Below are 19,318 nucleotides of genomic sequence, written 5' to 3'. Positions count from 1 at the left end.
GCGCCGCGCTCCAACCGTTGAACCGCGTTTTCGTTCATCGCGGGCAAGCCTTGCTCCCACAATGGATTTCCTCGCCACGGGGTTTTGGGTGGGGCCGGTTACCTCAATAGGCCCAACAACCGCCGGTTGGAATCCTCATCCGCCGTGACGCTGGCAAAATCATCGAACGCCTTACGGGTCTTGCTGATCATGTGCCGCTGGATGAACGCCGCCCCTTCTGCGGCGCCCTGGTGTGAATCCTTCAAGCAACATTCCCATTCCAGGACCGCCCACCCGCTGAAATCGTATTGGGTCAGCTTGCTGAAGATCGATTTGAAATCGATCTGGCCATCGCCCAGCGAACGGAACCGCCCGGGACGATCGACCCAGCCCTGGTAGCCGCCGTACACCCCCGAACGGGCATCGGGGCGGAATTCGGCGTCCTTGACGTGGAACATGCGGATCCGTGCGTGGTAACGGTCGATGAAGCCCAGGTAGTCCATCTGTTGCAGCAACAGATGACTGGGGTCGTAGAGAATCGCCGCCCGTGGGTGATGATCGACCGCCTCCAGGAAACGTTCGAACGAGGCACCGTCGTGGAGGTCTTCGCCGGGGTGGATCTCGTAGCACAGGTCCACACTGGCCGCGTCGAAGCAATCGAGAATCGGCAACCAGCGCCGGGCCAGTTCGGCGAAACCCTGCTCCACCAGGCCCGCCGGCCGCTGCGGCCAGGGATAGAGATACGGCCACAGCAGCGCGCCGGAAAACGTCGCATGGGCCTTGAGACCCAGCCGCTGGCTGGCGCGGGCGGCCAGCTTGAGTTGCTCGATCGCCCACTCGGTCCGCGCCTGGGGCTGGCCGCGCAAATGGGCCGGGGCGAAGTCATCGAACAGCGCGTCGAACGCCGGATGCACCGCCACCAACTGGCCTTGCAGGTGCGTCGATAGCTCGCTGATCTCGACACCGGCCTGGGCACAGGTGGCCTTGAGCTCATCGCAATAGGCCTGGCTTTCGGCGGCCCGGGCCAGGTCAATGTATTGCGTGCCCGATGTCGGCAGTTGAATGGCCTTGTAGCCTTGTGAAGCGGCCCACTGGGCGATGTTGGCCAGGGTGTCGAACGGGGCTTCGGCGGACATGAACTGCGCCAGGAAAATACCTGGGCCGCGCAGGCCGCTCGGGGTCTTGTCGAGGGTATTCACAACAGGGATGCTCCGGTTTGCACGACGGTCCATTTCGCGTCGCCACGGTGGTTGAGGATGGCGGCCTCGATGAACGCCATGCCACGCAAGCCGATCTCGATGCCGGGTACGCCGGGGGCGTCGGGGCCTTGGACATGGCTGCGAATGGCGTGGGCGAAATCGCCGTAGAGGTTGGCCATGGCTTCCAGGTAGCCCTCGGGATGCCCGGCCGGCAGACGCATGCGCCGCGTGGCCGCCTCGCACAGCCACGGCTGGCCGAGGCCGCTACGCAGGGTGCGCAACGGCTGGTCGAAGGCACGATGGATCAGGCTCGCCGGTTCTTCCTGGCGCCACTCCAAGGCGCCCTTGTCGCCGTAGACGCGAATCTTCAGCGGGTTCTCTTCGCCGGTGCAGACCTGGCTTGCGATCAGCACACCGCTGGCGCCACCCGCCATCTTGAACAGCATCGCCGCATCGTCATCCAGTTGCCGCCCCGGGACGTGCGTGCCCAACGCAGCGCATAGCTGCTGGATCGGTTGGTCCGCGACGAACTCGGCCAGGGAAAACGCATGGGTACCAATGTCGCCGATGCAACCGCCCAGGCCGGACTGGCCGGGATCGTCGCGCCACTCGGCCTGCTTATTGCCCTGGGCGGCGACATCCTGGCTGAGCCAGCCTTGGGGGTACTCGACCAGCACTTTGCGCACCTGGCCGATCACGCCCGAGCGCACCATGTCCCGGGCCTGCCACACCATGGGATAGCCCAGGTAGGTGTGGGCCAGGCCATAGAGGCAACGGCTGCCGTGCAGCACCTCGCGCAGGGCCAGCAATTGCTTGAGGTCCAGCGCGGCGGGCTTCTCGCTGAACACATGGAAACCGGCTTTCAAGGCCTCGCTGGCGATGGGTGCATGAAGATGATTGGGGGTGACGATGACCAGCAGTTCCATGCGCTGATCAAGCGGCAGCAGCGCTTCGGTGTCGAGCATGTGCTGCCAGTCGTGATAACAACGGGACGCGGCCAGGCCCAGGGCCGTGCCCGTCTGCCGAGTGTTGTGCGGGTCGCGGCTGAACGCGCCGCACACCAGTTCGAAACCGCCGTCCAGGCCCGCGGCCTGACGGTGAGCCTGGCCGATGAAAGCGCCCTCTCCACCGCCGACGAAGCCCATTCTTATTTTCGGTGCTACAGGATTCATCGCGATTCTCTTCCTGTCAGGATGATGATGTAACCGGTTACATCATGGCGGAAATCTAGGCTCAGTTTCCCCGCGTGTCAAACCCAACGGGTTCACCGCGGAATATTTGTGAGGCGCTCAACCTGCGGTAAGCTCCCCCACCGTACCCCCTGTTCCCCGAGGTGATTTTGTCCAACATTCGTGAGGTGGCCCGGCTGGCGGGTGTTTCGGTGGCCACGGTGTCCAGAACCCTGAAATCGCCCGAGCGGGTACTCCCCGAAACACGGGACAAGGTCAACGCGGCGGTGGAACAGGCCGGCTATCGGCCCAATCTGATGGCGGTGCAATTTCGCTCCCGCCGGACCGGCAACCTGGTGATCCTGGTGCCGGCCATCGCCAACACGTTTTTCGCCCGGGTCATCAGTGGCGCGCAACAGGCGGCACAGGCGGCGGGTTATCGATTGCTGTTGTGCGACACCCAGGGCCGGGCGCAGATCGAGCGGGAATTCGCCGCCCTGGTCTACGCCCACCAGGCCGACGGCGTGATCCAGTTGCGTGCCAGCGATCCGTTCGAATCGATGCCCACTGGCGCCGACAGCCTGCCGCTGGTCAACGCCTGCGAAGTGGTCAAGGGTGCCCCCTACCCGACCATCAGCCTCGACAACCGGGCTGCTGCCCAGGCCATGACCGAACACCTGATCGGTCTCGGCCATCGCCGCATCGGCATCATCAAGGGACCGCGCAGCAGCCCCCTGACCCTGGACCGCGTGGCCGGCTACCAGGATGCCCTGCACCAGGCCGGCATCGCCATCGACCCCAGCCTGATCTGCCATGGCGACTTCACCTTGAAGGCCGGTGACGACGGTGCCGGGGCGATGCTGGCGTTGGCCGATCGCCCCAGTGCGCTGTTCTGTGAAAACGACGAAATGGCCATCGGCGCGCTCAGGCGCATCAAGCGAATGGGCCTGCGAGTGCCCGAGGACATTTCCCTGGTGGGCTTTGACGACATCCCGTTCGCCGCCTACTGCGACCCGCCCCTGACGACCATTTCGCAGCCTGCCGAGATGTTTGGGCAAAAAGCGGTGCAGATGCTGATTGCCCTGATCGAGAAAAAGCCGATTGCCGAACGGCATGTGGTGTTGCCGTTTGAGTTGACGGTGCGGGGCAGTACGGCCCCTAGAGCCAGACAGTAAGTGGAACCCGTGGCGAGGGAGCTTGCTCCCGCTGGGGCGCGAAGCGGCCCCGAATGAAACGGCTTGAATCCACCAGACACACCGCGCTGCCTGATGGAGGGGCTGCTACGCAGCCCAGCGGGAGCAAGCTCCCTCGCCACAAAGTCCATCAACGCCAAGGGTGAGTGGTTCACTCAGGCAAACGTCGCCCCCCGTGTATTCACGAACAGCGAATACAACGAGTGGCTGCCGGCCATGAACAACCGATTGCCTTCCCGGCCGCCGAAGCAGACGTTGGGGCAACGCTCCGGCAGGGAGATGTGCCCGATGGCCTTGCCTTCGGCGTTGAACACCCGCACGCCGTCGAGTTTTTCCAGGTCGGCCTTGGGGTCGCCATTGCCGCCCCAGCCGCACCAGAGGTTGCCGCTTTCATCGCACTTGATCCCATCGATCGCCGCGTAATCCAGGCCTTCGATGTGCTTGCGCCGCTCGCCCAGGGTGCCGTCGTCTTTGACGGCGATGGCCCAGATCAAGCGGTTGGGCTTGGCCCGGCCTTCGACCACATAGAGGATTTTTTCGTCCGGGGAAAAACACAACCCGTTCGGCCCCGCCAGGTCGTCGATCACCCGGCTGACCTTGCCGGTTTCGCCGTCGATGCGGTACACCGCGTGGGGCTGGACGGGCGTGACTTTGTGCCCCTCGTAGTTGTTGCCGGTCTGGAACGGCGGGTCGGTGAACCAGACCGAACCGTCCCGCTTGCAGACGATGTCGTTGGGCGAGTTGAAAGGCTTGCCCTCGAAACTGTCCGCCAGCACGGTGAGGGTGCCGTTGTGCTCGGTGCGGGTGATGCGCCGGCCTTCGCTGGTGGTGGTGGAGCCTTCGCACACCAGCAGCCGCCCCTGGCGATCGCGGCACATGCCGTTGGAGAAATTGGCATTCTCTCGGTACACCGACAGCCCGCCGGTGATTTCATCCCAGCGCACGATGCGGTTGTTGGGAATGTCACTGACCAGCAGGTAACGCCCGTCACCGACCCACACTGGCCCCTCTGCCCAACGCAGGCCGGTGGCGAGCTTCTCCACGCTGGCGTTGAAGATTCGCAAGTCCATGAAGCTGGGGTCAAGGATGTTGATCAGCGGGTCTGGGTAACGCTGGCTCAAGGGCTCGGCCTGGGCGAGCCCGGGCAAGTTGCCAAGGGTGGCGGCGGCGGCCGAGACCACCAGGGATTTCTTCAGGAACACTCGGCGGCCCTGATCGGCGGCGGTTGCAGATTGCGAAACATCCATCGTGCGTCTCCGTTAATTATTATTGGACGGGACGACAGTTTTACTCCGTGATAAGACATCGTACAAGTATACGAAAAGGCTCATCCGCACAATCGATCAGTCCGGGTGCAGGGGTATACGCACGGTAAAGGTCGTACCGACTCGCGCCTTCGAGTGAACCTCGATGGTGCCCTTATGGGCCGATACGATCGCCGAGGCGATGTGCAGGCCCAGTCCGAGCCCGGCCGTGGAACCGTACTGCATCTCACCACTGCGTAGATGCCGGATCATCGGGTTGAAAATGCTGGCCATGGCATCTTTCTCGATGGGCTTGCCCTGGTTGTTGATCGCGATCACTGCCACATCCTCTTCAGCGCTCATCGAAACGGTAATCGGCGTGCCTTCGGTGCCATGCTGCACGGCGTTGCCAATCAAGTTGGCGAAGACCTGCTCCATGCGGGCCGGATCAAACAGCCCCTCCAGCGCGCTGGTCGTTTCAAAAAGGATTTCGCTTTCCGGATGATAGGCCCGCGCCTCCTCCACCATGCCTTCGCAGGCCGCCACCAGATCGCCGTTGAAGCGCTGCACCGGAATGCCCGAGCCGAGTTGGGTACGGGTGAAATCCAGCAGATCGCCGACGATTTTGTTGGCCCGCTTGACGCTGGTGTATATGCGCGAAGTGATCTTGGTGGCTTTGGCGGGCAGGTCCCCCGCCCGCAGCAGCACTTCGGAACTCAGCAGGATCGCGCCCAAGGGGCTGCGCAGGTCGTGTCCGAGAATCCCGAGAAAGATGTTGCGCGATGCATCCACCGCCCCGGAGTAGCTGACGACAGACTCGGCCAAGGCCTGGTCCACGGCCTCGTTGAAGCGAATCAGATCGTCCATGACCTGCTTGTGATCCAGCTGCGTATGCGGCATCCAGAGCATGAGCACACTGGTGCGCAGGGCCCGGTATTCGGAGACCATTTGCTCCACGGTAAACCCCGAGGACTGGCGGATGACCGCATGGGTTTCGGCGGCGGTTTCGGTATCGGTCGCCGGCGCCTCCCCATGGGACTTGGCAATCGCCTCCTTGCGCGTTTGCGAAGTGCGCAGGTCGGCGGCGATGGTGCGCAGCATCTGTTCGGCATGGTCGCGCAGGGCAATGGAATCCATGCCAATGGACGCGGGGGTGATGGTTTTGGCGAAGTCTTCCCACGCCTGAAGAATCGGCTCGATATTGTCGAGAATGAAATCAGCCAGGCGCATGAGTTGTTCCGTAAAAAGGGCAAGGCTGTAAACGACACAGCGGCCAGGTTTGTTTTACAGCAAAGCACCGGACAATGTGCGAGACATGCGATGTGGCGAGGGAGCTTGCTCCCGCTTGAGTGCGAAGCGCTCATAAAAAAGGGCTGCTACGCAGCCCAGCGGGAGCAAGCTCCCTCGCCACAGGTTTTCCGACGCTCTTGAGTGGACCTTGTCTGTTACCACCCCATGGGGTAAAAAGCCCTTAGTCGTACGACAACCTATAACTAAAAATAACCGCTCCGAGGCCTTTGGCCTTGGCGGCCGCCTTCGAGACACCTGCCATGACCCGCTCCACTGTCACACCTGATACCCCCACGCCACTACCCCGCCATCTCGCGGTGCTCGTCCTGCTGTGCATGGGCTGTGCCTTCGCCGGCAACCATGTCGCCGCCCGGGCCGCCTTCGACGACGGTGCCGGGGTGCTGCTGGCGATCCTGCTGCGCTCGGGCGGGACGCTGCTGGTATTGGCGGCGATGGTGCTCTGGCAGCGCCAGCGTCTGCGCCTGCCGCCCGGGGCGTGGCGTTGGCAATTGGCCCTGGGGTTGTTGATCGGCGCCCAGAGCCTGTGCCTGTACTCCGCCGTGGCGCGCGTGCCAGTGGCGTTGGCCTTGTTGGTGGGCAACGTGTTTCCGATCCTGCTGGCCTTGCTGACCTGGGCATTGGGCGGCCCCCGCCCGACGGCGCGCACCGCCGCGTTGATGGGCATGATCCTGGTGGGGCTGGTGTTCGTACTGGAAGTGCCGGCTCGCTTATCCTCCGCACAGGACGTCGGCCCGCAATGGTTGCTCGGGGTGGGCCTGGCCTTCTGCGCCGCCTGCGTGTTCGCCTGCGCGCTGTGGATCACCGACCACAAGTTGTCCCAGGTGCGCGGATCGGTACGCAGCCTGTTGACGATTTTCATCGTATTCAGCAGCGTCAACCTCGCCGGCCTGACCGGTGCCCTGCCCGGCGGTTTCGACCTGCCGGCCAGCAGCACCGGCTGGCTCGCCCTGGCGACCCTGGTGGTGCTCTATGGCACCGGGTTCATCGTGCTGTTCATCTCCGTGCCCCGCCTGGACATGCCGCGCAACGCTCCGGTGATGAACATCGAACCGCTGGCGACACTGCTGATCGGCTGGCTGGTGCTGGACCAGATGCTCAACCCGGGCCAGGTGATGGGCGGCGCGATTGTGGTGACCGGCATCGTGTTGCTGACCTATCGCAAGGTTGAGCGGGCCAAGGTGCCTGTGGCTGAAACGGCGAATTGAACTGACTGAACTCTTTATGGCGAGGGAGCCTTTCCCCTCGCCACAATGAGTTGTGCCAGCTCGCAGAGAGTCTTCGTCTTCCGGAAACTTGTTTCAAAACCCACAGTCCTACCCCAGCCGTGAAAACCTCGCCAACCTGCAGCCACGGGTTTTCCAGCTGATCGGCGCCAAGCCTGGCGCTAAAGCAACCTCCCCTCTTGAGCCGTTCGCCCCATGCGCCACCTTGTTCGCTCTTGCCGTTTCGTTTCGCTGTGCCTGCTTGCCCTGTTTCCCTTGTTCGCCAGCCCCGCCCATGCGCGGGGCGAAAGGCAACTGGTGGACGCCATCAACGACTTCCGTAGCCAGTCCCGCCGTTGTGAGTGGCGCACGGTGCGCGCCACGCAGCCGCTGGTGCTGCGTTCGAACCTGGGCTTGCCGATCGGCTTTCGCGGTGGCCTGCGGGAAACCTTGCAGGACGCCGGCTATCAAGCCCGGGCCGTGCGCAGCATCCGCCTGACCGATGCACAGGATGCCGAAGAGGCCTTCGAGATGTTGGCGAACGAGCATTGCGCGGCGTTGCTGGACAACCAGTACGCCGATATCGGCGTCAATCGGGTCGGTGACGAGTGGCGCCTGGTATTGGCGCAGCCCATGGGTGGCACGCGGATGAGCGACGTGGGGGCGGCGGACAAGACGCTGCTGGCCCAGGTCAACGCCGCCAGGGCCAAGCCACGGATGTGCGGGCGCCAGCGCTTCGCGGCGGCTCGGCCGCTGAGCTGGAACGCCGCGTTGGGAACGGCCGCCCAAGGCCACAGCCGGTCGATGGCCCAGGACAACTATTTCGCCCATCGCGACCCGGACGGTCGCTCCACCTCTGATCGCGCCAGGAGCGCCGGCTTTCGCGGACGTAAATTGGGTGAGAACATCGCCGCCGGCCAACGCTCACCGAGCCAGGCCATGCACGATTGGCTCGCCAGCCCCGGACACTGCGCCAACCTGATGAACCCGATGTTCACCCAGATGGGCGCAGCGTCGGCCAGCGACTCGCGCAGCGATGCGGGGGTGTACTGGACGATGGTGCTTGGCGCGCCGTGAAGAACCATCCTCGAGGCTGAGCCATAGGTCTCCTGCTCCAGCCCAAACAGTGAGTATCGGCTACAGACGGATTTCAGCAGCCGGCATTACATCAATCCGCGATACAGCACTGCTCAGTCGCCCCAGCCGGTTGTTGTGGTTGGCGATGATCTGCTCGGCCGCCATGCTGCCGTTGTCCACGGTGGAGTGGGCATCGGCCGCCAGGACCACGTCGTACCCCAGGGCATGGGCCTGACGCACGGTGGCATTGATGCAATAGTCGGTTTGCAGCCCGCAGATCACCAGGCGGTCGATGCCTCGGGCCTGCAACAACGGTTGCAGGTCGGTCTGGTAGAAAGCATCGGCCGTGGTCTTGCGCACCCGCAGGTCATCCGCCGCGGTCGACAGGCCGACGGCCAGTTGCCAGCCGGTGGCGCCATGGGTCAGCGCCCCATCCAGCTCTTCATGCTGGATCAGGATCACCGTCCGGCCGGCAGCCCTGGCCCTGGCACCGAGGTCACTGATGGTCCGGATGATGCGCTGGCTGTCGAAGCATTCCTCTTCGCCGCTGCACAGTGCGTTCTGGACATCGATAATCAGCAATGCGGTGTTCATGACCTTCCCTCTTCAAACCGTGTCGCAGCCGTGCAACTCATCAATAACCCAGCGACAACCCGGTATTGCGACGGGGGTCGTTGGCGCCATAGAAGCGGTTCTTGCCCACTGGCTTGCCGCCCAATGACGGCGCGCCGACCAGGATCGCGGCGATGTGGTTGGGGTCTTGCGGGCCGGCAAACTTGTGCCCCCAGCTCTCCAGCAGTTTCTGGGTATCGGGGCTGGCCGCGAACGTCTCCAGGTTGGTTTCCTCCGGCATCCATTGCTGGTGGAAACGCGGCGCATCGACCGCCTCCTGGAGGTTCATGCCGTAGTCGATCACGTTGAGGATGGTCAGCAACGTCGCGGTGATGATCCGGCTGCCGCCCGGGGTGCCCACCACCATGACCGTCTTGCCGTCCTTGGTGACGATGGTCGGGCTCATGGATGACAGTGGTGCCTTGCCCGGCGCGATGGCGTTGGCCTCGCCCTGCACCAGGCCATACATGTTGGGCACACCGACCTTGGCGGTGAAGTCGTCCATCTCATCGTTGAGGATCACCCCGGTCTTGCTCGCCATGACGCCCGCGCCGAACCAGTCGTTCAAGGTGTAGGTAACCGAAACGGCGTTGCCCCACTTGTCGACGATGGAGTAATGGGTGGTGTTGCTGCCCTCATGGGGCGCCACGCCGGGCTTGATCTTCTGCGAGTCGCCGGCCTTTTGCGGCTCGATCGCGGCCCGTAGCTTGGCGGCGTAGGTCTTGTCCAGCAGATGGTCGATGGGGTTCTTCACGAAATCCGGGTCACCCAGGTAGCTGTTGCGGTCCACGTAGGCGTGGCGCATGGCTTCGATCTGATAGTGCATGCCCTGGGCCGAATGGAACCCCAGCTCCTTCATCGGATAGCCGTCGAGGATATTCATGATCTGGCACAGCACCACCCCGCCGGAACTGGGCGGCGGCGCCGAGATAATGTGGTAACCACGGTAGTCGCACTCCACCGGGGCGAGCTCGCGGGTCTTGTACTTGTCCAGGTCGGCCTGGGTGATGATGCCTTTGTTGGCCTGGCTGGAGGTGACCAGGGCATCGGCGACCCAGCCCTTGTAGAAACCGTCGGCGCCCTTGGCGGAGATTTCCCGCAGGGTCTTGGCGAGATCCTTTTGCACCAGCTTCTGGCCGACCTGCATGGGCTCGCCGTTGTGCAGGAAGATCGCACCGGAATCGCGCATGTCCTTCTTGAACACATCGGTGGCGGTTTCCAGCAGATCGACATCACCCTGCTCCAGGGCGAAGCCTTCTTCGGCGAACTTGATGGCCGGGGCAATCAATTCCGCCCGGGGTTTGCTGCCGTACTTGCTCAACGCCAGCTCCATGCCGGACACGGTGCCGGGCACGCCTACCGCCAGGTGGCCGCGGGTGCTGAGTTCGGGCACGACGTTGCCGTCCTTGTCCAGATACATGTTGGCAGTGGCGGCCAGGGGGGCCTTTTCGCGGAAATCCAGGAACGTCTTGCGACCGTCGGCCAATTGCAGGGTCATGAAACCACCCCCGCCCAGGTTGCCCGCCGCCGGATACACCACCGCCAGGGCATAGCCCACCGCCACCGCCGCATCCACGGCATTGCCGCCATTCTTGAGCACATCGACGCCGACATGGGTCGCCAGGTGCTGGGCAGTGACCACCATGCCGTTCTCGGCCGCCACCGGCGCCTGGGAAGCGGCGTACGCCGATAAACAACCGAGGGTCAGTGACGTCGCGATGAGGGTCCGGGCCAAGGATTCGAACTTCATGAGTCGGTCTCTTCTTGTTTTTTGGAATAGGGATCGCTTCAAAAGCATTAGGCAGTATGGCTTGGTTTGCGTAATGCGCCTGTTTCCCCGCCGACCGGATGACGTCACGCCAGCCTTTGGGATAGGCTCCTGCGCTTGATCTTGACTGAATAGGGACATCGCCGATGACACTACGAATCGAACGCACGGACACGCCCACCGACGAAGAACGCCAAGCCATCCTCGCCCCGCTACGCGCCTTCAACACCGCCAAGACCGGTGGCAGTGCACCTGAACTGGTGGCCTGGCTGGTGCGGGACGAACAGGGCGAAATTGTCGGCGGGCTCTACGGCCGAGTGTTTTTTCGCTGGCTGTATATCGAGCTGCTGGTGGTGCCGGAACAGGCCCGGGGCCAGGGCACCGGCTCGACCCTGATGCAGATGGCCGAAGCACTGGCCCGGGAGAAAAACTGCGTGGGCATCTGGCTGGACACCTTCGACTTCCAGGCCCCGGCGTTCTACCGCAGACACGGTTTCACCGAGTGCGGCCTGATCGACGACTACCCGCCGGGCCACCAGCGTTTCTTCTTCCAGAAGCGCCTGGACACGGCTTGAAACGCAGCCCCTGTGGGAGCGAGCTTGCTCGCGATAGCCATTTAACGGTCAACATTTCTGTCGTCTGACCCGCCGCTATCGCGAGCAAGCTCGCTCCCACATAGGATCCGGGGCGTTAGTGCGAGCTGCTTACAAGCAAGTCGCCAACGCCGCCAACCGGCGCTTGGCCACGAAGTCGTCATGCTTGGCGTAATAGCTCAACTCGGTGCCCGTCGCACCGGCGTGCAAATCGACAAACGATTCGGCGGAGCGGGTGTAGACCGTGGAGCCACCTTTCTTGCCCGGTTGCAGGTAGGCGCCGGCATCGACACCGAATACCGCTTCGTCCTGCCAGGAAAACTGCACGCACTGGGCCACGACCTGTTCCGGCTTGTCCGAGGTCAGGGTCTTGTAAGGGGCCTGGGTCCGAGCCTCGTTCATCGCCGAACCCGCGCAGCCGACCAGCAAAGTGGCGGCCAGGGCCACCGTCAACATTCGCATTGCGTTCACTCATCGAAAAAAAACGGACTGTAGCACTGCGGCCCGAGCCATCGTGCTGCTTTACTGAAATTTACCCGCGACAGCGAGCACCGATTCACGCAATCTGTCGCGCCATCGCCACCAGCCACGCGGAACCCCCATGACCCCCAACGCCGAGTTCTACAAGCCCACCCCGGAATATGCCGACAAACTGATCAGCCAGATCGGCCAGACACCTTCGTGGATCGCCAAGCGAATCGGCGTCACCGACAAGCGGATTCGCTACATCCTCGACGGCGAACGCACCGTCAAGGGCGAAACCACGCCGATCCAGATGACCTACACCGAACAATTCGCCCTTGAATGCCTGGCGGCTGCGGCCAAGGCCAGCAAGAAGCAGTCTTCGTCTCCCAAGGAGTGACCATGGCGGCAACCGAACAGCAACACGAACGGGCCCTGGAAAAATTTCTCGATGAGCGCCCCGAACTGCGCCACGAACTGGACCACCTCAACCCGCTGCTGGCCCAGGCCAAGGGCGAGACCGCCGCACAGTACCGTGCCGAGCGCTTGCACGAAGCGTTCGAAGCCGAGGCCGAGCGCCTGGGCCTGTTTGCCTGGGAACTGACTTTGCAACTGACCGCCGCCTCGCCCGAGGAGTACCAGGCCCAGCGCCTGGAGGTGCATAAGGAAGTGGCAGAGATGGCGGGGATGGCGTGGGCGGAGTATTGCGAGTTGCATGGCCTGAAGGCCAAGCCCTGACCCCTGTGGCAAGGGAGCTTGCTCCCGCTGGGCCCGTAGGAGCTGCCGAGCGAAGCGAGGCTGCGATCTTTTGATCTTTCGCTTGAGACTCAATTGAATTCGAAAAGATCGCAGCCTCGCTTCGCTCGGCAGCTCCTACAATGCAATCGAGCAGGAGCAATCTTTAAATCCCCCCTGATACAAACAGGTCTAGCCCTCCTTTCCTGGCAATCGCCCCACCGCCCATAAAGCTTTATCATGGCCGCAGTTTTGCTGATCGGGTCTGTCATGAAGTTCGCCATTGCGCTGTTTTCCGCCGCCCATGCGCCCTCCTCGCGTCGTGCCTTGCTGTTTGCCCAGGCGGCGCTGGCAGGTGGGCATGAGATCGTGCGGCTGTTTTTCTATCAGGACGGCGTCTATAACGCCTGCGCCAGTGTCGTCACGCCCCAGGACGAACAGGACCTGCCCCAACAGTGGCGCGCATTCGTCAGCGACAACCGGCTCGACGGCGTGGTCTGCATCGCGGCGGCGTTGCGTCGTGGCGTGTTGAACGAGGAAGAAGCCCAGCGTTACCAGCGGGCGGCGGCCAGCGTCGAAGCGCCCTGGGCCTTGTCCGGGCTGGGCCAGTTGCACGATGCGATCCAGGACGCCGACCGCTTGATCTGTTTTGGAGGCGCGTAATGGCCAAGTCTTTATTGCTGATCAGCCGCCAGGCCCCCTGGTCCGGCCCCGGCGCCCGTGAAGCCCTGGACATCGTCCTGGCCGGCGGTGCGTTCGACCTGCCCATCGGCCTGCTGTTTCTCGATGACGGCGTGTTCCAGCTCACCGCCGGCCAAAACGCCAAGGCGGTCCAGCAAAAGGACCTGAGCGCCAACCTGCAGGCGTTGCCGATGTTCGGCGTCGAAGACCTGTTCCTCTGCGCCGACAGCGCCGCCGAACGTGGCGTTGCCAGCGCCGCCCTGGCGCTGGGCGAGGTGAAAGTACTGAGCGCGCCGGACATCGCCGCGCTCATCGACCGTTACGACCAGGTGATCACCCTCTGATGTCGACTTTGCATGTGTTGTCTCATTCGCCCTTCGGCGATAACCACCTCGCCAGTTGCCTGCGGGTGCTGGGCAATCAGGATGCGCTGCTGCTGTGCGGCGACGCGACGTACGCGTTGCAACCGGGCAGCCCACCGTTCGAACGGCTGCAGGCCGCCGGCGTGAACCTGTTCGTGCTCGCCGAAGACCTCCAGGCCCGCGCCCTGGACACCCCAGACTGGGCCGAAGCCATCAACTACTCAGGTTTCGTCGAGCTATCGATCGAGCACGACAAGGTCAACACCTGGCTATGAACACGCTGAACGTGGGCGACCGCGCCATCGCGCTGGACAAGGACGGCTACTTGGCCGACCTGGACGACTGGTCGGCCGAAGTCGCCACCGCCCTGGCCAGCGCCGAGGACATCGAGTTGAGTCCCGAACACTGGGAAATCCTTGAACTGCTTCGCGGTTTCTACGACGAATTCCAGCTCTCCCCCGCGACCCGGCCGCTGATCAAGTACACGGCGCTGAAACTGGGGGCGGACAAAGGCAACAGCCTGCACCTGAACCGATTGTTCAAAGGCACTCCCGCCAAACTCGCCGCCAAGCTGGCGGGCCTGCCCAAACCGACGAATTGCTTATGACCGACTTTCCAGCACTGACCCTTGAGACCCCGGCCGAACACCCGTTCGCCCAGTTCGTGCGCATCCTTGGCAAAGGCAAGCGCGGCGCCCGCAACCTGACCCGCGAAGAAGCCCGTGAGGCCATGGGCATGGTGCTCGATGAAAAGGTCGAGGACACCCAACTGGGCGCCTTCCTGATGCTGCTGCGGCACAAGGAAGAAAGCGCCGAGGAAATGGCCGGCTTCACCGAAGCCCTGCGTGAACGCCTGGTGGTCCCGGCGTTGACAGTGGACCTCGACTGGCCGACCTACGCCGGCAAGAAGCGCCATTTGCCGTGGTACCTGCTGGCGGCCAAGTGCCTGGGCCAGAACGGCGTGCGAATTTTCATGCACGGCGGCGGCGCTCACACGGCGGGTCGCCTCTATACCGAACAATTGCTGGGCTTGCTGCAGATCCCGCTGTGCCGGGATTGGCAACAGGTCGGCAGCGCGCTGGACAACGGCGGCCTGGCCTTCATGCCGCTGGTGGACTGGGCGCCGCAAATGCAGCGGATGATCGACCTGCGCAACACCTTGGGCCTGCGCTCGCCGATCCATTCCCTGGCCCGGATTCTCAATCCACTGGCCGCCCGCTGCGGCCTGCAAAGCATCTTCCATCCGGGCTACCAGGCCGTGCATCGCGATGCCAGCGGCCTGCTCGGTGACACCGCCATCGTGATCAAGGGCGACGGCGGCGAAATCGAGATCAACCCGGACGCCGATAGCCACCTGTACGGCACCACCGGCGGCGCCGGTTGGGACGAAGAATGGCCGCGCCTGGCCGAGCAGCGCCATGTCAAACCGGAGAGCCTCGACCCCGAGCATTTGAAGGCGATCTGGCGTGGTGACGTCGAGGACAGCTACCCACAACTGGCGCTGATCGCCACCATGGCACTGGCCTTGCGCGGCCTGGGCCTGGCTCGCGAAGAAGCGTTCGATAAAGCCCGGCAGTATTGGGACGCGCGGGATCGTTCGATTTAACCGATCATTAACGCCCAACCTTTGCGCTTTTAGTTCGAACCTATGGGAATAGACTCGTCTCCAACGATTATTGAGCGAGGATATCCAGATGGGTTTGTTGGTCGAAGGCCGCTGGCAGGACCAGTGGTATGAAAGCAAGGACGGCACCTTCCAGCGCGAACAGGCGCAGCGCCGTCATTGGGTGACCGCCGACGGCAGCGCCGACCCCTCGGGCGAAAGCGGGTTTGCCGCCGAGGCCGGGCGCTACCATTTGTATGTCTCCCTGGCCTGCCCCTGGGCCCACCGCACGCTGATCGTGCGCAAGCTCAAGGGCCTGGAGGCGCTGATCGACGTCTCGGTGGTCAGCTACCTGATGCTGGAAAACGGCTGGACCTTCGACAAGACCCACGGCTCCACAGGCGACAAACTCGACCCTCTGCAATTCCTGCATCAGCGCTACACCGCCGACACGCCGGACTACACCGGCCGCGTCACCGTGCCGGTGCTGTGGGATAAACGCCAGCAGCGCATCGTCAACAACGAATCGGCGGAAATCATCCGCATGTTCAACAGTGCCTTCGATGGTTTGACCGGCAACAACCTGGACCTGTATCCCGAGCACCTGCGCCGCGATATCGATGCCTTGAACGAGCGGATCTACCCGGCGGTCAACAACGGTGTGTATCGCGCCGGGTTCGCCACCACCCAAGCGGCCTACGAAGAAGCGTTCGACGGTTTATTCGCCGAACTGGACCGGCTGGAGACCTGGCTTGCGACCAAACGCTACTTGGCTGGCGAATACCTGACCGAGGCGGATATCCGCCTGTTCACCACGATCATCCGTTTCGACGCGGTGTATTTCGGTCACTTCAAATGCAACCTGCGGCGCATCGCCGATTATCCGAACCTGTCGAACTGGCTGCGGGAGCTGTACCAGTGGCCGGGCATTGCCGAAACCGTGGACTTCACCCATATCCAGGGCCATTACTACGGCAGCCACAAGACCATCAACCCTAACGGGATCGTGCCCAAGGGGCCGAAGCAGGATTTCACGGTTGCCCATGATCGGGAAAGGTTGAGTGGGAAAGGGATCTGGCGGCAGACTGAGGATTGATCCGGAAAATCCGTTGTAGCTGAGGGCCTCATCGCGAGCAAGCTCAGCTCCCACATTGGATCAGCAGTGCGCCAAAGGCCCCTGTGGGAGCCGAGCTTGCTCGCGATAGCGGTGGGTCAGCAGAGGTCATGTTGAGTGGGCCGCCCGCATCGCGAGCAAGCTCGCTCCCACACTGGATCTTCAGTGCGCCAAAGGTCCCTGTGGGAGCCGAGCTTGCTCGCGATAGCGGTGGGTCAGCAGAGGTCATGTTGAGTGGGCCGCCCGCATCGCGAGCAAGCTCGCTCCCACATTGGATCTGCAGTGCGCCAAAGGTCCCTGTGGGAGCGAGCTTGCTCGCGATCGGGGCAACGCGGTCTCTAGACCTGCCCCTGAGCCCCTTCAAACCAGGCCAGTTTCTCGCGTAACTGCACCACTTCCCCCACGATCACCAGCGTCGGCGCATGCACCTCATGCTCAGCCACCAGCCGTGGCAAGTCCGCCAAAGTGCCGGTAAAGACCCGTTGGTTCGACGTCGTGCCCTGCTGGATCAACGCCGCTGGCGTATCCGCCGCGCGACCGTGCTTGATCAGCTCGTTGCAGATCATTGGCAGGCCGACCAAACCCATGTAGAACACCAGCGTCTGCGCCGGCGACACCAGGTCGGCCCACGGCAAGTCGCTGGTGCCGTCCTTGAGATGGCCGGTGATGAAACGCACCGATTGGGCGTAGTCGCGATGGGTCAGCGGGATCCCGGCGTAGGCCGCGCAACCACTGGCGGCGGTGATGCCCGGGACGACCTGGAACGGAATGCCATGGGCCGCCAGCTCTTCGATCTCCTCGCCACCACGGCCGAAAATGAACGGATCGCCGCCCTTCAACCGCACCACGCGCTTGCCCTGGCGAGCCAGGTCGACCAATTGCTGGTTGATCTGGTCCTGGGGTACGGCGTGGTCGGCGCGGCGCTTGCCGACGTAGATGCGCTCGGCGTCGCGCCGGCACAATTCCAGAATCGCCGGCGCCACCAGGCGGTCGTACAGCACCACGTCCGCCTGCTGCATCAAGCGCAAGGCCCGGAAGGTCAGCAGGTCCGGATCTCCCGGCCCGGCCCCCACCAGATAAACCTCGCCCGGCGCGCTCGGCGCCTGGCCGTCGATCTTTTCCCGCAGCAAGCGCTCGGCTTCGCCGCCCTGCCCGGCCAGTTGGCGGTCGGCGATAGGGCCTTGGAACACCTCTTCCCAGAATGCCCGGCGCTGCTGGACATCGGGAAACAGTTGCTTGACCTGATTGCGAAAACGCGCCGCCAGCCCGGCCAACTGCCCATAGGTCGAGGGAATCCAGGTTTCCAGCTTGGCCCGGATCAGCCGCGCCAGCACCGGCGCGTCGCCGCCACTGGACACTGCGATCACCAAGGGCGAGCGGTCGACGATCGCCGGGAAGATCACGCTGCACAGGGCCGGCGCGTCCACCACGTTGACCGGCACGCAACGCTTATGGGCGTCGGCCGAGACCTGGGCATTGAGCGGTTCGTCGTCGGTGGCGGCAATGATCAGCCCGCAACCGTCCAGATCCGCCTCAAGGTAACCGCGCTGGATACACTCGCCGCCGCTGCCACTGACCAGTTCCCGCAACTGCGGTTCGATGTCGGGTGCGACCACCCGCAGCAACGCGCCGGCATCGGCCAGCAGGCGGGACTTGCGCAAGGCAATTTCCCCGCCGCCGACCACCAGCACGCGGCTGCCGCGCAGGTTGTGGAACAGTGGCAAATAGTCCATTTAGCCGATGACCTCGATGCCGCCCATGTAGGGTTTCAACACCTCGGGCACACGGATCGAACCGTCGGCCTGCTGGTAGTTCTCCAGCACTGCCACCAGGGTACGCCCCACCGCCAGGCCAGAGCCATTGAGGGTGTGGACCAGTTCCGGCTTGCCGGTTTCCGGGTTGCGGAAACGCGCCTGCATGCGGCGGGCCTGGAAGTCGCCGCAGTTGGAGCACGACGAAATCTCGCGGTACTTGTCCTGGCTCGGAATCCAGACTTCCAGGTCGTAGGTCTTGACCGCGCTGAAACCCATGTCGCCGGTGCACAGCGCCAGGGTGCGATACGGCAGTTCCAGCAGTTGCAGGACCTTCTCGGCGTTGGCGGTCAGGCTTTCCAGCGCCTCCATGGATTTAGACGGCTCGACAATCTGAACCATCTCGACCTTGTCGAACTGGTGCTGGCGGATCATGCCGCGGGTATCACGGCCCGACGCCCCGGCTTCACTGCGGAAGCACGGCGTGTGGGCGACGAACTTGATCGGCAGTTGCTTGGCGTCGACGATCTCGCCGGCCACGATGTTGGTCAGCGACACTTCGGCGGTCGGGATCAGGTACAGGTCGGCCTCGCCGTCGCGGCTGATCTTGAACAGGTCTTCCTCGAACTTCGGCAACTGACCGGTGCCCTGCAGCGCCGGGGCCTGGACCAGGTACGGGGTGTAGGCTTCTTCGTAGCCGTGTTCGGTGACATGCAGGTTGATCATGAACTGCGCCAGGGCCCGATGCAGGCGCGCGATCGGCCCGCGCAGCAGGGCGAAACGGGCGCCCGACAGCTTGGCGGCGGTTTCGAAGTCGAGCCAGCCGAATTTCTCGCCCAGGGCCACGTGGTCCTGCACCGGGAAATCGAAGGTTGTCGGCGTGCCCCAGCGGCGCACTTCGACGTTGCCGTCTTCGTCTTCACCAACCGGTACCGATTCGTGAGGCAGGTTCGGGATGCCCAGCAGGATCGAATCCAACTCGGTCTGGATCGCGTCCAGCTCGACCTTGCCCGCGCTCAATTCGCCCGCCATGCGCTCGACATCGGCCATCAGCGGTGCGATGTCTTCGCCACGCTGCTTGGCCTGGCCGATGGACTTGGAGCGCGCGTTACGTTCAGCCTGCAGGGCTTCGGTGCGGGTCTGGACGGTCTTGCGCTGTTCTTCCAGCGCTTCGATGCGCGCGACATCCAGGGCAAAGCCACGGGAAGCCAGGCGGTCCGCTACGTCCTGGAGGTTGCTACGTAACAGTTTGGAATCGAGCATG

The 19,318-nt window shown here is 63.5% G+C and carries 21 protein-coding genes; 12 read left to right on the top strand and 9 right to left on the bottom strand.

Annotation, left to right across the window (positions count from 1 at the left end):
- Positions 1 to 98: 98 nt before the first annotated feature.
- Together AO356_RS22320 and AO356_RS22315 are read right to left on the bottom strand one after the other, a co-directional pair.
- A complete protein-coding gene (locus tag AO356_RS22320) occupies positions 99 to 1,211 on the bottom strand; it encodes a sugar phosphate isomerase/epimerase family protein (RefSeq protein ID WP_109791092.1) in 1,113 nt (370 codons plus the stop codon).
- A complete protein-coding gene (locus AO356_RS22315; protein ID WP_060741583.1) occupies positions 1,175 to 2,350 on the bottom strand; it encodes a Gfo/Idh/MocA family protein in 1,176 nt (391 codons plus the stop codon). Before AO356_RS22315 ends, AO356_RS22320 begins: the two co-directional genes overlap by 37 nt.
- A 167-nt stretch (positions 2,351 to 2,517) precedes the next feature.
- Here AO356_RS22315 and AO356_RS22310 point away from each other — a divergent pair, with 167 nt between their 5' ends.
- The gene (locus AO356_RS22310) at positions 2,518 to 3,522 is read left to right on the top strand and encodes a LacI family DNA-binding transcriptional regulator (protein WP_060741582.1); all 1,005 of its coding nucleotides are present in this window, start codon (positions 2,518 to 2,520) and stop codon (positions 3,520 to 3,522) included.
- Positions 3,523 to 3,695: 173 nt separating this feature from the next.
- Here the strand turns inward: AO356_RS22310 and AO356_RS22305 are convergent, their stop codons facing one another.
- Positions 3,696 to 4,787: an SMP-30/gluconolactonase/LRE family protein gene (locus tag AO356_RS22305; RefSeq protein WP_060741581.1), complete on the bottom strand. Its 1,092-nt coding sequence runs from the start codon at positions 4,785 to 4,787 to the stop codon at positions 3,696 to 3,698.
- Positions 4,788 to 4,883: 96 nt separating this feature from the next.
- A complete protein-coding gene (locus AO356_RS22300) occupies positions 4,884 to 6,014 on the bottom strand; it encodes a sensor histidine kinase (protein WP_060741580.1) in 1,131 nt (376 codons plus the stop codon).
- A gap of 395 nt (positions 6,015 to 6,409) precedes the next feature.
- Between AO356_RS22300 and AO356_RS22295 the strand changes: the two genes are divergently transcribed.
- On the top strand, positions 6,410 to 7,300 hold the full coding sequence (locus AO356_RS22295; protein ID WP_237140829.1) for an EamA family transporter: 891 nt from the start codon (positions 6,410 to 6,412) through the stop codon (positions 7,298 to 7,300).
- A 213-nt stretch (positions 7,301 to 7,513) separates the two neighbouring features.
- Entirely contained in the window at positions 7,514 to 8,374 is an 861-nt protein-coding gene (locus AO356_RS22290; RefSeq protein ID WP_060741578.1) for a CAP domain-containing protein, read from the top strand.
- Between the two features lie 60 nt (positions 8,375 to 8,434).
- Here the strand turns inward: AO356_RS22290 and AO356_RS22285 are convergent, their stop codons facing one another.
- Positions 8,435 to 8,968, bottom strand: a complete 534-nt coding sequence (locus tag AO356_RS22285; protein WP_060741577.1) for a cysteine hydrolase family protein — start codon at positions 8,966 to 8,968, stop codon at positions 8,435 to 8,437.
- Positions 8,969 to 9,008: 40 nt separating this feature from the next.
- Positions 9,009 to 10,736, bottom strand: coding sequence for a gamma-glutamyltransferase (ggt, locus tag AO356_RS22280; protein WP_060741576.1), 1,728 nt, complete (start codon positions 10,734 to 10,736; stop codon positions 9,009 to 9,011).
- A gap of 164 nt (positions 10,737 to 10,900) precedes the next feature.
- Here ggt and AO356_RS22275 point away from each other — a divergent pair, with 164 nt between their 5' ends.
- The gene (locus AO356_RS22275; RefSeq protein WP_060741575.1) at positions 10,901 to 11,329 is read left to right on the top strand and encodes a GNAT family N-acetyltransferase; all 429 of its coding nucleotides are present in this window, start codon (positions 10,901 to 10,903) and stop codon (positions 11,327 to 11,329) included.
- Between the two features lie 129 nt (positions 11,330 to 11,458).
- Here AO356_RS22275 and AO356_RS22270 read toward each other — a convergent pair whose 3' ends face one another.
- Entirely contained in the window at positions 11,459 to 11,809 is a 351-nt protein-coding gene (locus AO356_RS22270; RefSeq protein ID WP_060741574.1) for a hypothetical protein, read from the bottom strand.
- Positions 11,810 to 11,948: 139 nt separating this feature from the next.
- Between AO356_RS22270 and AO356_RS22265 the strand changes: the two genes are divergently transcribed.
- The 8 genes from AO356_RS22265 to AO356_RS22230 all read left to right on the top strand — a co-directional run bounded on the left by AO356_RS22265 (position 11,949) and on the right by AO356_RS22230 (position 16,285).
- Positions 11,949 to 12,209: a hypothetical protein gene (locus AO356_RS22265; protein ID WP_060741573.1), complete on the top strand. Its 261-nt coding sequence runs from the start codon at positions 11,949 to 11,951 to the stop codon at positions 12,207 to 12,209.
- A 2-nt stretch (positions 12,210 to 12,211) separates the two neighbouring features.
- Positions 12,212 to 12,547, top strand: coding sequence for a DUF6388 family protein (locus AO356_RS22260; RefSeq protein ID WP_060741572.1), 336 nt, complete (start codon positions 12,212 to 12,214; stop codon positions 12,545 to 12,547).
- A gap of 267 nt (positions 12,548 to 12,814) precedes the next feature.
- On the top strand, positions 12,815 to 13,207 hold the full coding sequence (tusD, locus tag AO356_RS22255) for a sulfurtransferase complex subunit TusD (protein WP_060743167.1): 393 nt from the start codon (positions 12,815 to 12,817) through the stop codon (positions 13,205 to 13,207).
- A complete protein-coding gene (gene tusC / locus AO356_RS22250; protein ID WP_060741571.1) occupies positions 13,207 to 13,569 on the top strand; it encodes a sulfurtransferase complex subunit TusC in 363 nt (120 codons plus the stop codon). The genes tusD and tusC overlap by 1 nt, the downstream gene beginning before the upstream one ends.
- Positions 13,569 to 13,862: a sulfurtransferase complex subunit TusB gene (gene tusB, locus AO356_RS22245; protein WP_060741570.1), complete on the top strand. Its 294-nt coding sequence runs from the start codon at positions 13,569 to 13,571 to the stop codon at positions 13,860 to 13,862. Before tusC ends, tusB begins: the two co-directional genes overlap by 1 nt.
- Positions 13,859 to 14,194, top strand: a complete 336-nt coding sequence (locus tag AO356_RS22240) for a TusE/DsrC/DsvC family sulfur relay protein (RefSeq protein WP_060741569.1) — start codon at positions 13,859 to 13,861, stop codon at positions 14,192 to 14,194. Before tusB ends, AO356_RS22240 begins: the two co-directional genes overlap by 4 nt.
- Positions 14,191 to 15,192: a glycosyl transferase family protein gene (locus AO356_RS22235; RefSeq protein WP_060741568.1), complete on the top strand. Its 1,002-nt coding sequence runs from the start codon at positions 14,191 to 14,193 to the stop codon at positions 15,190 to 15,192. Before AO356_RS22240 ends, AO356_RS22235 begins: the two co-directional genes overlap by 4 nt.
- 88 nt (positions 15,193 to 15,280) lie before the next feature.
- Positions 15,281 to 16,285 (top strand): glutathione S-transferase family protein, encoded by a 1,005-nt coding sequence (locus tag AO356_RS22230; protein WP_060741567.1) that lies wholly within the window; start codon positions 15,281 to 15,283, stop codon positions 16,283 to 16,285.
- Between the two features lie 356 nt (positions 16,286 to 16,641).
- Here AO356_RS22230 and cysG read toward each other — a convergent pair whose 3' ends face one another.
- Together cysG and serS are read right to left on the bottom strand one after the other, a co-directional pair.
- The gene (gene cysG, locus AO356_RS22225) at positions 16,642 to 18,036 is read right to left on the bottom strand and encodes a siroheme synthase CysG (RefSeq protein ID WP_060741566.1); all 1,395 of its coding nucleotides are present in this window, start codon (positions 18,034 to 18,036) and stop codon (positions 16,642 to 16,644) included.
- Positions 18,037 to 19,317, bottom strand: coding sequence for a serine--tRNA ligase (serS, locus tag AO356_RS22220; protein ID WP_025213005.1), 1,281 nt, complete (start codon positions 19,315 to 19,317; stop codon positions 18,037 to 18,039). It lies immediately after the preceding gene.
- Position 19,318: the final 1 nt, after the last annotated feature.

This window comes from Pseudomonas fluorescens (genome assembly GCF_001307275.1).
Lineage (GTDB): Bacteria > Pseudomonadota > Gammaproteobacteria > Pseudomonadales > Pseudomonadaceae > Aquipseudomonas > Aquipseudomonas fluorescens_AA.
The sequence above is the reverse complement of the archived record's forward strand: the minus strand, read 5'-3'. Positions and strand labels throughout refer to the sequence as shown.

Excerpts from the sequence above, each read along its gene's own strand:
- AO356_RS22265 (WP_060741573.1), top strand. The coding sequence starts at position 11,949 with ATGACCCCCAACGCCGAGTTCTACAAGCCCACCCCGGAATATGCCGAC.
- serS (WP_025213005.1), bottom strand. The coding sequence starts at position 19,317 with ATGCTCGATTCCAAACTGTTACGTAGCAACCTCCAGGACGTAGCGGAC.
- AO356_RS22315 (WP_060741583.1), bottom strand. The coding sequence starts at position 2,350 with ATGAATCCTGTAGCACCGAAAATAAGAATGGGCTTCGTCGGCGGTGGA.
- AO356_RS22235 (WP_060741568.1), top strand. The coding sequence starts at position 14,191 with ATGACCGACTTTCCAGCACTGACCCTTGAGACCCCGGCCGAACACCCG.
- AO356_RS22295 (WP_237140829.1), top strand. The coding sequence starts at position 6,410 with ATGGGCTGTGCCTTCGCCGGCAACCATGTCGCCGCCCGGGCCGCCTTC.
- AO356_RS22300 (WP_060741580.1), bottom strand. The coding sequence starts at position 6,014 with ATGCGCCTGGCTGATTTCATTCTCGACAATATCGAGCCGATTCTTCAG.
- AO356_RS22305 (WP_060741581.1), bottom strand. The coding sequence starts at position 4,787 with ATGGATGTTTCGCAATCTGCAACCGCCGCCGATCAGGGCCGCCGAGTG.
- AO356_RS22230 (WP_060741567.1), top strand. The coding sequence starts at position 15,281 with ATGGGTTTGTTGGTCGAAGGCCGCTGGCAGGACCAGTGGTATGAAAGC.
- AO356_RS22285 (WP_060741577.1), bottom strand. The coding sequence starts at position 8,968 with ATGAACACCGCATTGCTGATTATCGATGTCCAGAACGCACTGTGCAGC.
- ggt (WP_060741576.1), bottom strand. The coding sequence starts at position 10,736 with ATGAAGTTCGAATCCTTGGCCCGGACCCTCATCGCGACGTCACTGACC.
- tusD (WP_060743167.1), top strand. The coding sequence starts at position 12,815 with ATGAAGTTCGCCATTGCGCTGTTTTCCGCCGCCCATGCGCCCTCCTCG.
- tusB (WP_060741570.1), top strand. The coding sequence starts at position 13,569 with ATGTCGACTTTGCATGTGTTGTCTCATTCGCCCTTCGGCGATAACCAC.
- tusC (WP_060741571.1), top strand. The coding sequence starts at position 13,207 with ATGGCCAAGTCTTTATTGCTGATCAGCCGCCAGGCCCCCTGGTCCGGC.
- AO356_RS22275 (WP_060741575.1), top strand. The coding sequence starts at position 10,901 with ATGACACTACGAATCGAACGCACGGACACGCCCACCGACGAAGAACGC.
- cysG (WP_060741566.1), bottom strand. The coding sequence starts at position 18,036 with ATGGACTATTTGCCACTGTTCCACAACCTGCGCGGCAGCCGCGTGCTG.
- AO356_RS22270 (WP_060741574.1), bottom strand. The coding sequence starts at position 11,809 with ATGCGAATGTTGACGGTGGCCCTGGCCGCCACTTTGCTGGTCGGCTGC.
- AO356_RS22320 (WP_109791092.1), bottom strand. The coding sequence starts at position 1,211 with ATGGACCGTCGTGCAAACCGGAGCATCCCTGTTGTGAATACCCTCGAC.
- AO356_RS22290 (WP_060741578.1), top strand. The coding sequence starts at position 7,514 with ATGCGCCACCTTGTTCGCTCTTGCCGTTTCGTTTCGCTGTGCCTGCTT.
- AO356_RS22260 (WP_060741572.1), top strand. The coding sequence starts at position 12,212 with ATGGCGGCAACCGAACAGCAACACGAACGGGCCCTGGAAAAATTTCTC.
- AO356_RS22240 (WP_060741569.1), top strand. The coding sequence starts at position 13,859 with ATGAACACGCTGAACGTGGGCGACCGCGCCATCGCGCTGGACAAGGAC.